A 13668-nucleotide genomic window follows, 5' to 3' on the forward strand; every position below is an offset into this window, starting at 1 on the left:
GGCGCCGGCGCCGGCGCAGCAGGATGTGGCCGAGGATGCGTTCGCCGATGCCGCGCCGGCTCCGTCCGCGCCGCCGCTGACGCCATCGGCGGCCGCGCAGCCGGCCCCGGCTCCGTCCGCGCCGCCGCCGCGGCAGCAGGGCCCGCGCCCGCTGCAGCCGGTCGCCCAGTCGGTATCGGCGCTGGCGCCGGTCCCGCCCGAAGACCTGGCCTGGGACGACGCCGCGCTGCCGGCCGACGCCACGCCCGAAGAGATCGCACAAATGGACTGGGACCAGCTGCAGCTGGCGATCGCCGCCTGCCGCCGCTGCAGTGCCTGCCGCGACGGCCGCGCGCCGGTACCGGGCACGGGGGCGAAGAAGGCGCGCTGGCTGGTCGCGGCCGGCGCCTCGACGGCTGCCGATGAAAAGGCCCGCATTCCACTGGCCGGCGATGCGGGCAAGCTGCTCGACAACATGCTGGCGGCGGTGGAGCTGTCGCGCGAGCGCGAGGTCTACATCACCAACCTGATCAAGTGCCGCCCGACCACCTCCGGCGGCGGCGAGCGCGCGCCCACGCCCGAGGAAGCGGCGGCCTGCCGCCCCTACCTGGAGCGCGAACTCGCGCTCACCGGCGCCGGCACCGTGCTGACCCTGGGGCAGATCGCGGCCAACACCCTGCTCGGGCGCCCGCTGGCGGAGCCGCTGGCCGGCGTGCGCGGCAAGGCGTATCCGCTGCAAGGCGCCGGGGCGACCCTGGTGGCGACCCTGCATCCGGGCGAGCTGCTGCGGCGCGGCGGTGACAAGGCCCTGGCCTGGGCCGATTTGTGCCGGGCGCGGTCGGCGGGTGGATCCGCTGGTGGAACGCCAGGTGCCCGCGGCGGCTGAGAATTACCAGTCGTATTTCGAACGCCGCTGGAGCCATCTGCGGCGCGCGCGGGTGCGCGCCCTGGCCTGGCTGCTGGACGCGCCCGACCTGCTCGACATCCACGACCCGCACTGGGAAGGAAGGATCGCCACCCTCGGCCCGATGACACCCGAGACCGAGCGCTGGCTGCTCGGACTGGACCGGGATCCGTCGGCACTCGACGCCGCCCTCGGCGCCAAAGTGCATACCCGCCTCGGCCTGTACGCCGAAAAGCTGCTGGCCTTCTATTTCGCCCAGCAGGGCAGGCTGGTGGCGCACGGCGTGCAGGTGCGGGCCGGGCGCGATGCCACCATCGGCGAATTCGACTTCCTGCTCGATGCCGGGCCGGAGGGCGTCGAGCACATCGAGTTCGCCACCAAGTTCTACCTGCTGCAGGGCGAGGTGCATGGCGACATCGCATCGAGCTTCGACAGCTTCGTCGGTCCCAACCTGGCCGACAGCCTGGGCCGCAAGATGCGCAAGGTGTTCGACCGCCAACTGCAGCTCGGGTCGCACCCGGCCGCCCGCGAGGTGCTGCCGCGGCCGGTGGTGGCTGCGCGCGCGCTGGTGAAGGGTTGGCTGTTCTATCCGGCCGGGACGTATTTTGCGATGAACGGCATCGCCGCCGGCCACTGCCGCGGCTTCTGGTGCGCGCTGTCCGAGCTGGAGCGGATGGACGCCGACCGCTTCCTGATCCTGCCGCGCCTGCAATGGCTGGCGCCGTTCCGCGCCGCGTCCGCCACCTGGATGCTGGACCGCGCCCAGCTGGTGGCCGAGCTGGAAGACCACTTCGCGGCCTCGGGCACGCCGGTGCTGGTGGCGGTGGTGCGCGACGAGCGCAGCAGCGGCCTGGGTGCCATCGTCGAAACCGAGCGCGGCTTCATCGTCCCCGACGACTGGCGCGAACGCGCCGGCGCCCGCCTGCACCCGTGATCTTTCTCAAACCGGGGTCAGACTCCGAATTTTGGAAATGGATTTGAGGGAACAAGCGCCCAGCGACGAGACATATTCCACGAATGGCGAGATAGTGAAGCGCGAGGGAAATTGCCAAAAACCGGAGTCTGACCCCGGTTTGAGGCAGGTCAGTGCTTGTGCTCGCCAATCAGCGCCAGCGAGTCGTGCTCGCGCTGGTTGGCGGCGTGGCGGCGGCCGATCATGTACATCAGGCCGGCGAGGGCGAAGCCGAACAGGACGATGATGACGTTCAGGTCCAGGTTCAGCGTGATCATGATGGCGTACACGGCCAGCATGGTCAGGATTGACAGGTTCTCATTGAAGTTCTGTACCGCGATCGAGTGACCGGCGCTCATCAGGACGTGGCCGCGGTGCTGCAGCAGGGCGTTCATCGGCACCACGAAGAAGCCGGACAGCAGGCCGATGATCAGCAGCAGCGGCACGGCGACCGACACCGAGTACACCAGCGTCATGCCCATCACGACGATGCCCATGATGATGCCGAGCGGAATTACGGTCAGCGATTTCCGCAGCGGGATCAGTTTGGCCGCCATCGCGGCGCCGACCGCCACGCCGATCGCGACCACGCCGATCAGGGTGCTGGCCTTGTCCAGCTTCATGTGCAGCGAGCGCTCGGCCCACTTCAGCACGATGAACTGCAGGGTCGCGCCGGCGCCCCAGAACAGGGTCGTCACCGCCAGCGAGATCTGGCCCAGCTTGTCCTTCCACAGCGTGGCCGAGCATTCGGCGAAGTCGGCGATCAGCTTGAGCGGATTGCGCTCCTGGTGTTCGTAGCGCGCACCGGTGTCGGGGATGCGCAGGTTGAACAGGGCGGCCAGCACGTACACCGCGATCAGCACCGCGAGCGAGGCCTTGACCGGAGTGTCGATGCCGGTATCGATGACGGGGAAGTCGAGCGACATCAGCCAGGCGCCGCCATGCGTGCTCACCAGCGCGCCGCCCATCACGGTGCCGAGGATGATCGACATCACGGTCAGGCCCTCGATCCAGCCGTTGGCCGCGACCAGTTTTTCAGGCGGCAGAAGTTCGGTCAGGATGCCGTACTTGGCCGGCGAGTACACGGCGGCGCCGAAGCCGACCACCGCGCAGGCGACCAGCGGATGGACGCCGAAAAAGATCAGCGTGCAGCCGAATACCTTGATCAGGTTGGCGATGAACATCACCCGGCCCTTGGGCATCGAATCGGCGAACGCGCCGACGAACGCGGCCAGCAGGACATAGAACAGCACGAACGACAGCTTCAGCAGGGGCGTCAGCGAAGGCGGGGCTTTCATCGCCGTCAGCAGGCCGATCGCAACGAAAATCAATGCGTTATCCGCCAGCGACGAGAAAAACTGCGCCGCCATGATGGTATAAAAACCACGATTCATTCGAGACGTTCTAAAAACTAGTGTGGGTTGCTTTATACCATGAAAGGCCGCCAGCCCAAAGAAATCGACAACACGCCATTTCAACAGCAGGGAGTCCGGTTGGCGCTAAAATAGCCCTTCCGTTCGCCGGTTTCGACCCCATCTTTCGCCCATGCCACGTCCGCTCCACGCCATCATCCATCTCGACGCCATGCAGCATAACCTCGCCCGCGCGCGCGCCTGCGCGCCCACGGCCAGGGTGTGGGCGGTGGTCAAGGCCAATGCCTACGGCCACGGCCTGGAGCGCGGCATGCGCGGCTTCGCCGAGGCCGACGGCCTGGCCCTGATCGAAACCGAGAACGCGCTGCGCCTGCGCGAGCTGGGCTGGGTCAAGCCGATCCTGCTGCTGGAAGGGATCTTCGACGACTCCGACGTGCCGCTGCTGGCCGAGCACAATATCAATAGCGCGGTCCACTGCATCGAACAGGTCCAGATGCTGGAATACACCCAGCTGTACCGTCCGATCGACGTGCACCTGAAGATGAACACGGGGATGAACCGGCTCGGCTTCCGGCCCGACGACTATGCGGCGGCGTACAAGCGCCTGCGCGCGATTCCCGGCATCCGCAACATCACCCTGATGACCCACTTCGCCAACGCCGACGAGTTGGAACACCCGCGGCTCTCCATTGCCGAGCAGGTGCGCCGCTTCCGCGAGGGGGCGGCGGGGCTGGAGGGCCAGCGCAGCCTGTCGAATTCCGGCGGCGTGCTGCACCAGGCGGCCCTGGCCAAGGAGCTGCACAATGACTGGGTCCGCCCTGGCATCATGCTGTATGGCGGCACCCCGGGCGGCGGCGTCTCGGCCGATGCCTACGGGCTGCTGCCGACCATGACGCTGAAATCCGAGATCATCGGCATCCAGCGGCTGGAGCGCGGCGACACCGTGGGCTACGGCAGCCGCTTCGTGGCGGATGCTCCCATGACGGTGGGCGTGGTCGCCTGCGGCTACGCGGACGGCTATCCGCGCCATGCCGGGCAGGGCACGCCGGTGCTGGTGGACGGCGTGCGCACGGCCCTGGTCGGCCGGGTGTCGATGGACATGATGACGGTCGACCTGACCCCGGTCGCCAACGCGCGCGTGGGCAGCAAGGTCACCCTGTGGGGCGACGGCCTGCCGGTCGACGAGGTAGCGCAGGGGGCCGGCACGATCGGCTATGAATTGATGTGCGCCCTGGCGCCGCGCGTACGCGTGAGCGAAGGCCGCGTCGGCACCGACTAACCCCATATATAAAGCAATGGCAAAATCCCGTACCAGTTTCGTCTGTAACGATTGCGGCAGCGTGGCCAGCCGCTGGACCGGCCAGTGCGGCGACTGCAAGGCATGGAACACCATGACCGAGCAGGTCGAGACCGCCGGCCTGAATCGCATGTCGCAGACCGCGCATCAACATAAAAGCCTGGCGCAGACCGCGCCGGTGCTGTCGCTGGCCGACATCGAGGCGATCGACGTGCCGCGCTTCGGCACCGGAATCGAGGAATTCGACCGCGTGCTGGGCGGCGGCCTGGTGGCCGGCGGCGTGGTGCTGATCGGCGGCGACCCCGGCATCGGCAAGTCGACCCTGCTGCTGCAGGCGCTGGCTAACCTGGCCGCGACCCGCAACACCTTATATGTGTCGGGCGAGGAATCCGGCGCCCAGATCGCCCTGCGCGCCAAGCGCCTGGCCGTGGACGCCAAGGACCTGAAGCTGCAGGCCGAGATCCAGCTCGAGAAGATCCTCGGTACGCTCGCCGACGTCAAGCCGGAAGTGGCGGTCATCGACTCGATCCAGACCCTGTACTCGGATGCGCTGACCTCGGCGCCGGGCTCGGTGTCCCAGGTGCGCGAGTGCGCGGCCCAGCTCACGCGCGTGGCCAAGCAGACGGGCGTCACCATCATCCTGGTCGGCCACGTCACGAAGGAGGGCGCGCTGGCCGGCCCGCGCGTGCTGGAGCACATCGTCGACACCGTGCTGTATTTCGAGGGCGATACCCAGTCCAGCTTCCGCCTGGTGCGGGCGATCAAGAACCGCTTCGGCGCGGTCAATGAGCTGGGCGTGTTCGCGATGACGGAGAAGGGCCTGAAAGGGGTGTCGAACCCGTCGGCCCTGTTCTTGTCCCAGCACGACAGCCAGGTGCCGGGTTCCTGCGTGATGGTGACCCAGGAGGGCACGCGGCCGCTGCTGGTCGAGATCCAGGCACTGGTCGACACCAGCCACCTCCCCAATGCGCGCCGCCTGTCCGTCGGCCTGGAACAAAATCGCCTGGCGATGCTGCTGGCGGTCCTGCACCGGCATGCCGGCATCGCCGCCTTCGACCAGGACGTGTTCATCAACGCGGTCGGCGGCGTCAAGATCGCGGAGCCGGCGGCCGACCTGGCGGTCCTCCTGGCGATCAATTCCTCGATGCGCAGCAAACCTTTGCCGCGCGGCCTCGTGGTGTTCGGCGAAGTGGGCCTGGCCGGCGAGATCCGCCCGGCGCCGCGTGGCCAGGAACGCCTGCGCGAAGCGGCCAAGCTGGGCTTTTCGATCGCCATGATCCCGAAGGCCAACGTGCCGAAGCAGAAAATCGAGGGCATGACGGTGGTCGCCGTCGAGCGTATCGACGAAGCCTTCAACAAACTGCGCGAACTGGACTGAAGCCTTATAATCCCTGCCTTGTTTGATATCAGGTAGCAAGGTAAGGCGGTATGACAGATCAAAGGCAATCGGCACGCAAGATCGTGAAGGTGAGGGCGGTCATCGCGATGGAGGGCATGGCGCCGATGCCGGGGCGGACCTCGGACGTCGGCTCGAACGGCGTCAGCATCACGGTGGAACATCCGCTGCAGCTGGGGCAGACGGGGCATGTCGGCTTCGACCTGCTGGTCGAAGGCAAGCTGACACCGATCGCGGCGCGCGCGAAAGTCATCTACTGCATTTTCAGCGCCGGCGAATTCAAGGCCGGCTTCCAGTTCCTGAACCTGGACCTGAATGCCATGACCCAGCTCTCGCGCTTCCTGCGCTAACCTGTCTAGTCATCTCGTTTCCGAAAGCGGCAAGCGGCGAGCGTCCGGAGGGCCTCGCCGCTTTCGTTTTATCAGGCTTTCCAACCTGTCCCGCTATTCGTGATAACGGTCCCGCAACTTTCCGGAGCAACCGTGTCCTTCACAGATGGCTTCGAAGATCACCAGCCCGGCAATCCCAGCCAGCACTCCTGTCACAATCAAGCTTAACATGGACTTCACACGCCTTTCGGCGCGTCCTCCCCGATGATTCCGCATGCTTCGCTGGCGTGGCATGCTCGCACTGTACAAGCCCTCCAATCAACACCGACACCTTCACGGTAGCAGACCCCTGCGTATTTACAAGGCGCTTTTCCCGTGTTTCGTAACCGGCAAAAAGCCGTCTATACAGGCGTGACCGCCATGTCATAAAGCCGTCATATTTACGCCCTACACTGCATAGCATGAACACCGTGTCACACCCTTAACCAAGTAACCAAGGACCTGATATGCGCATGAAGCAACTGCTGGCAACCCTGATCATCGGCACCTCGGCCGCCGTCGCGAGCACCGCGACCCTGGCAGCGGACATCACCGGTGCGGGCGCGACCTTCCCGTACCCGATCTACGCCAAATGGGCGGAGATGTACAAGAAGGCCACCGGCAACGGCCTCAATTACCAATCGGTCGGCTCGGGCGCCGGCATCAAGCAGATCAAGGCCAAGACCGTGGACTTCGGCGCGTCCGACATGCCGCTGCCGGCCGATGAACTGAACCAGGCAGGCCTGTTCCAGTTCCCCGCCATCATGGGCGGCGTGGTCACGGTGGTGAACCTGGATGGCATCGCCCCGGGACAGCTGAAGCTGACCGGCCCGGTCGTCGCCGATATCTACCTCGGCAAGATCACCAAGTGGAACGATCACGCCATCGCCGCCCTGAATCCGGGCGTGAAACTTCCGGCCGAGGACATCACCGTCGTGCACCGCGCCGACAGCTCGGGTACCTCGTTCGTGTTCACCGACTACCTGTCGAAGACCAGCCAGGACTTCAAGTCGAAGATCGGTGCCGGCACCGCGGTCAAGTGGGCCACCGGCGTGGGCGGCAAGGGCAACGACGGCGTCGCCGCCAACGTCCAGCGCATCAAGGGTTCGATCGGCTACGTCGAGTGGGCCTACGCGAAGAAGAACAAGATGAGCCACACCCAGCTGAAGAACCGCGACGGCGCTTTCCTGCAACCGGACGACGACGCCTTCAAGGCCGCCGCCTCGAATGCCGACTGGACCAAGGCACCGGGCATGGCCGTGATCCTGACCGACCAGCCGGGCAAGAATGCATGGCCGCTGACCAGTGCTTCCTATATCCTGATGTACAAGCAGCAGGCCGACGCCGCCAAGGGCAAGGAAGTCCTGAAGTTCTTTGACTACGCCTTCAAGAACGGCGGCGCCGCCGCCACCGAACTGGAATACGTGCCGATGCCGGCCGCCGTCACCAAGCTGGTGGAGGAAGCCTGGAAGGCCAACATGAAGGACGCTTCGGGCAAGGCAATCTGGTAAGTCGATAACTTATGCACGTCGGCCCCGCGCAGGCGGGGCCCATGCCGAGCCGATTCCGGGTGCTCGGCATGGGTCCTTGCCTTCGCGGGGTCGGCGTACGAGGTGTACATAGTGAACAAAGAAATGAGCGCGCAAACCGCTACCACCGCCGACGCCGCCGTCCAGCAGGCCCTCCTCGATGACGCCGGCGCTGCCCGCCTGCGCCGCACCATGCGCAAGCAGCGCATCCAGGACTTCTTCTTCCACAAGATCACGCTGCTGTTCGCGGCCTCCGTGCTGCTGGTGCTGGTCGGCATCATCGCTTCGCTGGCGGTCGGTGCCGTTCCGGCGTTTCGCGAATTCGGTGCTCATTTCATCGTCCGCAACGAGTGGGATCCGGTCAACGACCAGTTCGGCGCCCTGATCGCCATCACCGGCACCCTGGCGACTTCCCTGATCGCGCTGCTGGTGGCGGTGCCGATCAGCTTCGGCATCGCGCTGTTCCTGACCGAGATCTGCCCGGCCTGGCTGCGCCGCCCGATGGGTACCGCGGTCGAGCTGCTGGCCGGCGTCCCTTCCATCATCTACGGCATGTGGGGACTGTTCGTGTTCGCGCCGATGTTCGGCGACCACGTCCAGCCGCTGCTGAAAAAGACCCTCGGCGTGCTGCCCCTCATCGGGCCGCTGTTCCAGGGCCCGACCATGGGTCTGGGCATCCTGACGGCAGGCCTGATCCTGGCCGTGATGATCATCCCCTTCATCGCTTCCGTGATGCGCGACGTGTTCGAGATCGTCCCCGCGGTGCTGAAGGAATCGGCGTACGGCCTTGGCTGTACCAAGTGGGAAGTGGTGCGCAAGGTCGTGCTGCCCTATACCCGTACCGGGGTGGTCGGCGGCGTGATGCTGGGCCTCGGCCGCGCGCTCGGCGAGACCATGGCCGTCACCTTCGTGATCGGCAATGCCAACGAACTTTCGTGGTCGCTGTTCGCGGCCGGTAATTCCATTTCCTCGACCCTGGCCAACGAGTTCGCCGAAGCCAGCTCGCCGCTGCACGTGTCCTCGCTGTTCGCGCTGGGCCTGATCCTGTTCGCGATCACTTTCATCGTGCTGTCGGCCGCCAAACTGATGCTGCTGGGGATGTCCCGCAAAGAAGGAGCAAAATAATGGAAGGTGTCGTGAACCCCGTCTACCGCCGCCGCCTGCTCGGCCACCGCGTCGGCATCGCGCTGTCGGTGCTGGCCATGGTCGTCGGCCTGGGCTTCCTGGCCTGGATCCTGTTCACCCTGCTGGTGCACGGTTTCGGCGCGCTCTCGCACACCCTGTTCGCGCTGGACACGCCGGCGCCGGGCAGCGAGGGCGGCATCCGCAACGCCATCGTCGGCAGCCTGCTGATGGTCGGACTCTCCACGCTCGTCAGCACCCCGGTCGGTATCCTGGCCGGCATCTACCTGGCCGAGTACGGCCAGAACAACAAGTTCGCCGCCGTCACCCGCTTCGTCACCGACATCATGCTGTCGGCGCCCTCGATCGTGATCGGCCTGTTCGTGTACGCGCTGCTGGTGCCGCGCATGGGCCACTTCTCGGGCTACGCCGGCACGCTGGCGCTGTCGCTGATCGCGATACCGGTGGTGGTGCGCACCACCGACAACATGCTGCACCTGGTGCCGAACAGCCTCCTGGAAGCGGCCTTCGCGCTCGGTGCGCCGCGCTGGAAGGTGGCGACCACGGTGCGCCTGCGCGCCGTGAAGGCCGGCGTCGTGACCGGCGTGCTGCTGGCCGTGGCCCGCATCTCGGGCGAGACCGCGCCGCTGCTGTTCACGGCCCTGAACAACCAGTTCTTCACGGCCGACATGAACCAGCCGATGGCCAACCTGCCGGTGGTGATCTACCGCTTCGCCATGAGCCCGTACGCAGACTGGCAGTCGCTCGCCTGGGGCGCGGCCCTGCTGGTGACTTTCAGCGTGCTGGCCCTGAATATCCTGTCGCGGACCCTGTTCCGCCAGAAGAACCCGCAATAAAGAGATTTAAACCGGACCATGATGAACCAAGCCGCCGTGAACGCACCCATGACCAAGCCGAAGACCAAGACCATCGAGATCTCCGGCCTGGACTTCTACTACGGAAAGACTCAGAGCCTCAAGAACGTCAGCCTCGACATCCACGACAAGCAGGTCACGGCCTTCATCGGCCCCTCGGGCTGCGGCAAGTCGACCCTGCTGCGCACCCTGAACCGCATGTACGATCTGTACCCGGGCCAGCGCGCGGAAGGATCGATCCTCTACCGCGGCCGCAACATCCTGGAGCCGGGCGTGGACGTGAACATGCTGCGCGCGAAGGTCGGCATGGTATTCCAGAAGCCGACCCCGTTCCCGATGTCGGTGTACGACAACATCGCCTTCGGGGTGCGCCTGTACGAGAACCTGTCGCGGGGCGAGATGGACGAGCGCGTCGAGTGGGCGCTGAAGAAGGCGGCGCTGTGGCTTGAGGTGAAGGACAAGCTGAACAAGAGCGGACTCTCGCTGTCGGGCGGCCAGCAGCAGCGCCTGTGCATCGCGCGCGGCGTCGCCGTCAAACCGGACGTGCTGCTGCTCGACGAGCCGACGTCGGCGCTGGACCCGATCTCGACGGCGAAGATCGAGGAGCTGATCAGCGAGCTGAAGGGCGATTACACGATCGCCATCGTGACCCACAACATGCAGCAGGCGGCGCGCTGCTCGGACTACACGGCCTATATGTACCTGGGCGAGCTGGTCGAGTTTGGCGAGACGGACCAGCTGTTCATGAATCCGGCCCGTAAGGAAACCCAGGACTACATCACCGGTCGCTTTGGGTGAGGGACTCTACAACCTACTGCGCGGCCGCTGGGCCGGCCTGCGATGCTCGCCATACCGTAAGTATGGCTGCGCTTCTCGGCCACCCCAGCAGCCGCTCGCTACGGTTGTCGAGCCCCTTGTGAAGCTAATGGTGCGCTGACAAGTTAAGTGGGCTGGCAAGCTAATATAACGATATTCGATAGGAATTGATGACATGGTAGGCGAGCATTCATCCAAGCAGTACGACCAAGAGCTTGAAGCGATCCGCTCCAAGGTGCTGCTGATGGGCGGCATGGTGGAGACCCAGTTCGACGAGGCGCTCGAGGCTTTCCGCGTCGGCAACGCCGAGCAGGCCGACAAGGTCATGGCCGACGACCAGGCCGTCAACCAGCTCGAAGTCCAGCTGGACGACGCCTGCAGCCACCTGATCGTGCGCCGCCAGCCGGCCGCCAACGACCTGCGCACCGTGATGGCGACCATCAAGGTGATCACCGACCTCGAGCGCATCGGCGACGAGGCCAGCAAGATCGCGCGCACCGCCAAGAGCCTGCACGAGCGCGGCATGATCGGCTTCAATCACTACGACATCGTGCGCACCATCTCGCGCAACACCGCCGACATGCTGCACGATGCCCTCGACGCCTTCGCGCGCCTGGACGGCAAGCAGGCGCTGCAGATCATCGCGCGCGACGACGAGATCGACTTCGAATTCCGCACCATCCTGCGCAACATGATCACCTTCATGATGGAAGACCCGCGCACCATCTCGCCGGCCCTGGACACGCTGTGGGTCGGCAAGGCGATCGAGCGGATCGGCGACCACGCCAAGAACATCGCGGAATACGTGATCTACGTGGCCGAGGGGCGCGACATCCGGCACTCGAAACCGGCCCTCGCGGGCCACGGGGAAAGCTGACACGATGGCGTCCAACACGCGTGTCCTGATCGTCGAGGACGAGCCGGCGATCGTCGAGCTGGTGAGCTACTCGCTGCGCGAGACCGGCTGGGAGATCCGCACGGCCGCCAACGTGGCGGCGGCCTGGGACGCCATCGTGCATGCGCGCCCGGACCTGCTGCTGCTGGACTGGATGCTGCCCGACCAGAGCGGACTGCGGCTGCTCTCGCGCCTGCGCGGCGACCGCGACTTCCAAGACATCCCGGTGATCATGCTGACCGCGAAGAGCATGGAAGAGGACAAGATCGCCGGCCTGAATACGGGCGCGGACGACTACGTCACCAAGCCGTTCTCGCCGCGCGAGCTGCTGGCGCGCTCCAAGGCACTGTTGCGGCGCAAGAGCCCGCACCTGGCCGAGGCTCCGCTCTCGGCCGGCGCGGTGACGCTGGACCCGGGCAGCTGCACCGTCACCCTGGACGGCCGCCAGCTCGAGATGGGCAATGCCGAATACCGCCTGCTGAAATTCCTGATGGCCCACCGCGAGCGCGTGTTCTCGCGGAGCCAGTTATTGGATAAAGTCTGGGGCGACGCCTCGGCCGTCGAGGAACGCACCGTCGACGTCCACGTGCTGCGGCTGCGTAAGGCGCTGAAGGAAGCCGAAAAGCTGATCAAAACCGTGCGCAGCGTCGGCTACATGCTGAGCGAGAAAGAGAAGTAAGCCATGCAAGCCGCTCCCGACACCACTCCCGACACCACTCCCGGCGCCACCCCGGATGCCCCCGCGGCGCCGCCGCCCGGCGTGCATCCGCGCCTGCTGTTCTGGGTTCCGGCGCTGCTGCGCCTGACCCTCGTCTTCGTTGCCGCCGGCGTGGCCTGGTGGCTGTTCGGCCTCGCCGCCGGCCTCACGCTGGCGCTGGTCGTCACCCTGGCGCTGCTGGTGGTCCAGCTGGCCTACCTGCACCAGCTCGGCGAGTGGCTGATCCACCCGCACAGCAGCCGCCTGCCGGATGGCTGGGGCGCCTGGGCCGACGTGTTCGCGCGCCTGTACCGCCTGCGGCGCGACGACGAGCGCAACCAGCACGAGCTGGCCGAATGGCTGGCGCGCTTCCGCCAGGCCATGCACCTGCTGCCGGAAGGGGTGGCGATCATGGACGACGTGCTGTTTCTGGAATGGTGCAACCCGGCCGCCGAACGCCACCTGGGCCTGACCCTGGAGAAGGACAAGGGCCGCCGCGTCACGAACCTGATCCGCCATCCGGAATTCATCGACTACATCATCCTGGGCCGCTACGGGCAGCCGCTGACGCTCGCGTTCCGCGGCCGCAAGCTGGTGGTGCAGATCATCCCGTTCGAGAACCGGCGCCAGATCCTGGTCACGCACGATGCGACCGAGACCGAGCGCATCGAGGCGATGCGCCGCGACTTCATCGCCAACGCTTCACACGAACTGCGCACGCCGCTGACGGTGATCGTCGGCTTCCTCGAGATCGCAATGGCCGATCCGGGCATGGACGAGAAGACCCGCATCGCCCACCTGAAGCTGATGACGGAACAGGCCCAGCGCATGCAGCGCCTGATCGAAGACATGCTGACCCTGTCGCGCCTGGAGTCGGACGAGTATCCGCTCAGGCGCGAACGGGTCGACGTCAAGACCCTGGTCGAGCAGGTGGCGCTGGAAGCGCGCGCGCTGTCGAATGGCCGCCACAGCATCGAGGTCACGGTCGACGGTCCGGACGTGATGGGTAACCTGGACGAACTGCGCAGCGCCTTCGGTAACCTGGCCATCAACGCGGTGCGCTATACGCCGGAGGGCGGCAGCATCAAGCTTGCGTGGGAACGCGGCGCGAACGATCTGCGCTTCTCGGTGGCCGATACCGGCATCGGCATCGACGAGCAGCACCTTTCGCGCCTGACCGAGCGCTTCTACCGGGTCGACAAGAGCCGCTCGCGCGAGACCCAGGGCACGGGGCTGGGACTGGCGATCGCCAAGCACGTGCTGCTGCGGCATGGCGGCAAGCTCGTCATCGCCTCGGAGGCGGGGCAGGGGAGTGTATTCACGGCGGTGCTGCCGAATACGTCCCTGCCGGGATAAGCCGCTACCGTCGTCCCCGCGCAGGCGCCGCGCGGCTTAAGCCTTATCTACATCAGCCTCATCCAGACTCGGGTTACAATCGCTTTTTTACCCGATTTAAACCCCGGAT

At 66.0% G+C, this 13668-nt stretch carries 13 protein-coding genes; 12 read left to right on the forward strand and 1 reads right to left on the reverse strand.

What is annotated here, in order from left to right:
- Both ACI48D_RS08115 and ACI48D_RS08120 read left to right on the forward strand, forming a co-directional pair.
- On the forward strand, window positions 1-865 hold an 865-nt coding region (locus ACI48D_RS08115; RefSeq protein ID WP_435570717.1), incomplete at its 5' end, for a uracil-DNA glycosylase.
- Window positions 834-1817: a DUF1853 family protein gene (locus ACI48D_RS08120; protein ID WP_435570805.1), complete on the forward strand. Its 984-nt coding sequence runs from the start codon at window positions 834-836 to the stop codon at window positions 1815-1817. The genes ACI48D_RS08115 and ACI48D_RS08120, both read left to right, overlap by 32 nt.
- 149 nt (window positions 1818-1966) lie before the next feature.
- Here the strand turns inward: ACI48D_RS08120 and lplT are convergent, their stop codons facing one another.
- Window positions 1967-3229 carry a lysophospholipid transporter LplT gene (gene lplT / locus ACI48D_RS08125; RefSeq protein WP_435570718.1) on the reverse strand — a complete coding sequence of 421 codons (1263 nt, stop codon included), beginning with the start codon at window positions 3227-3229 and terminating at the stop codon, window positions 1967-1969.
- 151 nt (window positions 3230-3380) lie between these two features.
- Here lplT and alr point away from each other — a divergent pair, with 151 nt between their 5' ends.
- The 10 genes from alr (at window position 3381) to phoR (ending at window position 13559) form a co-directional block, all read left to right on the forward strand.
- Window positions 3381-4487: an alanine racemase gene (gene alr, locus ACI48D_RS08130; RefSeq protein WP_435570719.1), complete on the forward strand. Its 1107-nt coding sequence runs from the start codon at window positions 3381-3383 to the stop codon at window positions 4485-4487.
- Between the two features lie 16 nt (window positions 4488-4503).
- Complete coding sequence (gene radA, locus ACI48D_RS08135; RefSeq protein WP_435570720.1) at window positions 4504-5883, forward strand: DNA repair protein RadA; 1380 nt, start codon at window positions 4504-4506, stop codon at window positions 5881-5883.
- 50 nt (window positions 5884-5933) lie between these two features.
- Complete coding sequence (locus ACI48D_RS08140) at window positions 5934-6251, forward strand: PilZ domain-containing protein (protein ID WP_435570721.1); 318 nt, start codon at window positions 5934-5936, stop codon at window positions 6249-6251.
- Between the two features lie 485 nt (window positions 6252-6736).
- Window positions 6737-7780 carry a phosphate ABC transporter substrate-binding protein PstS gene (gene pstS, locus ACI48D_RS08145; RefSeq protein ID WP_435570722.1) on the forward strand — a complete coding sequence of 348 codons (1044 nt, stop codon included), beginning with the start codon at window positions 6737-6739 and terminating at the stop codon, window positions 7778-7780.
- A 123-nt stretch (window positions 7781-7903) separates the two neighbouring features.
- Window positions 7904-8923: a phosphate ABC transporter permease subunit PstC gene (pstC, locus tag ACI48D_RS08150; protein ID WP_435570723.1), complete on the forward strand. Its 1020-nt coding sequence runs from the start codon at window positions 7904-7906 to the stop codon at window positions 8921-8923.
- A complete protein-coding gene (pstA, locus tag ACI48D_RS08155) occupies window positions 8923-9777 on the forward strand; it encodes a phosphate ABC transporter permease PstA (RefSeq protein ID WP_435570724.1) in 855 nt (284 codons plus the stop codon). Before pstC ends, pstA begins: the two co-directional genes overlap by 1 nt.
- 21 nt (window positions 9778-9798) lie before the next feature.
- Entirely contained in the window at window positions 9799-10593 is a 795-nt protein-coding gene (gene pstB, locus ACI48D_RS08160; protein ID WP_435570806.1) for a phosphate ABC transporter ATP-binding protein PstB, read from the forward strand.
- 193 nt (window positions 10594-10786) lie between these two features.
- Window positions 10787-11488, forward strand: coding sequence for a phosphate signaling complex protein PhoU (gene phoU, locus ACI48D_RS08165; RefSeq protein WP_435570725.1), 702 nt, complete (start codon window positions 10787-10789; stop codon window positions 11486-11488).
- A 4-nt stretch (window positions 11489-11492) separates the two neighbouring features.
- A complete protein-coding gene (locus ACI48D_RS08170; RefSeq protein ID WP_435570726.1) occupies window positions 11493-12185 on the forward strand; it encodes a response regulator in 693 nt (230 codons plus the stop codon).
- Window positions 12186-12266: 81 nt separating this feature from the next.
- The gene (phoR, locus tag ACI48D_RS08175) at window positions 12267-13559 is read left to right on the forward strand and encodes a phosphate regulon sensor histidine kinase PhoR (RefSeq protein WP_435570807.1); all 1293 of its coding nucleotides are present in this window, start codon (window positions 12267-12269) and stop codon (window positions 13557-13559) included.
- Window positions 13560-13668: the final 109 nt, after the last annotated feature.

Origin of the sequence: Massilia sp. LXY-6, from assembly GCF_051233485.1 — a bacterium.
Taxonomy (GTDB): Bacteria; Pseudomonadota; Gammaproteobacteria; order Burkholderiales; family Burkholderiaceae_D; genus Telluria.

Bases quoted from the DNA above. Each gene is read 5' to 3' on its own strand.
- ACI48D_RS08170 (WP_435570726.1), top strand. From the start codon at position 11,493: ATGGCGTCCAACACGCGTGTCCTGATCGTCGAGGACGAGCCGGCGATC.
- pstS (WP_435570722.1), top strand. From the start codon at position 6,737: ATGCGCATGAAGCAACTGCTGGCAACCCTGATCATCGGCACCTCGGCC.
- pstA (WP_435570724.1), top strand. From the start codon at position 8,923: ATGGAAGGTGTCGTGAACCCCGTCTACCGCCGCCGCCTGCTCGGCCAC.
- phoU (WP_435570725.1), top strand. From the start codon at position 10,787: ATGGTAGGCGAGCATTCATCCAAGCAGTACGACCAAGAGCTTGAAGCG.
- ACI48D_RS08140 (WP_435570721.1), top strand. From the start codon at position 5,934: ATGACAGATCAAAGGCAATCGGCACGCAAGATCGTGAAGGTGAGGGCG.
- radA (WP_435570720.1), top strand. From the start codon at position 4,504: ATGGCAAAATCCCGTACCAGTTTCGTCTGTAACGATTGCGGCAGCGTG.
- alr (WP_435570719.1), top strand. From the start codon at position 3,381: ATGCCACGTCCGCTCCACGCCATCATCCATCTCGACGCCATGCAGCAT.
- pstB (WP_435570806.1), top strand. From the start codon at position 9,799: ATGAACCAAGCCGCCGTGAACGCACCCATGACCAAGCCGAAGACCAAG.
- lplT (WP_435570718.1), bottom strand. From the start codon at position 3,229: ATGAATCGTGGTTTTTATACCATCATGGCGGCGCAGTTTTTCTCGTCG.
- pstC (WP_435570723.1), top strand. From the start codon at position 7,904: ATGAGCGCGCAAACCGCTACCACCGCCGACGCCGCCGTCCAGCAGGCC.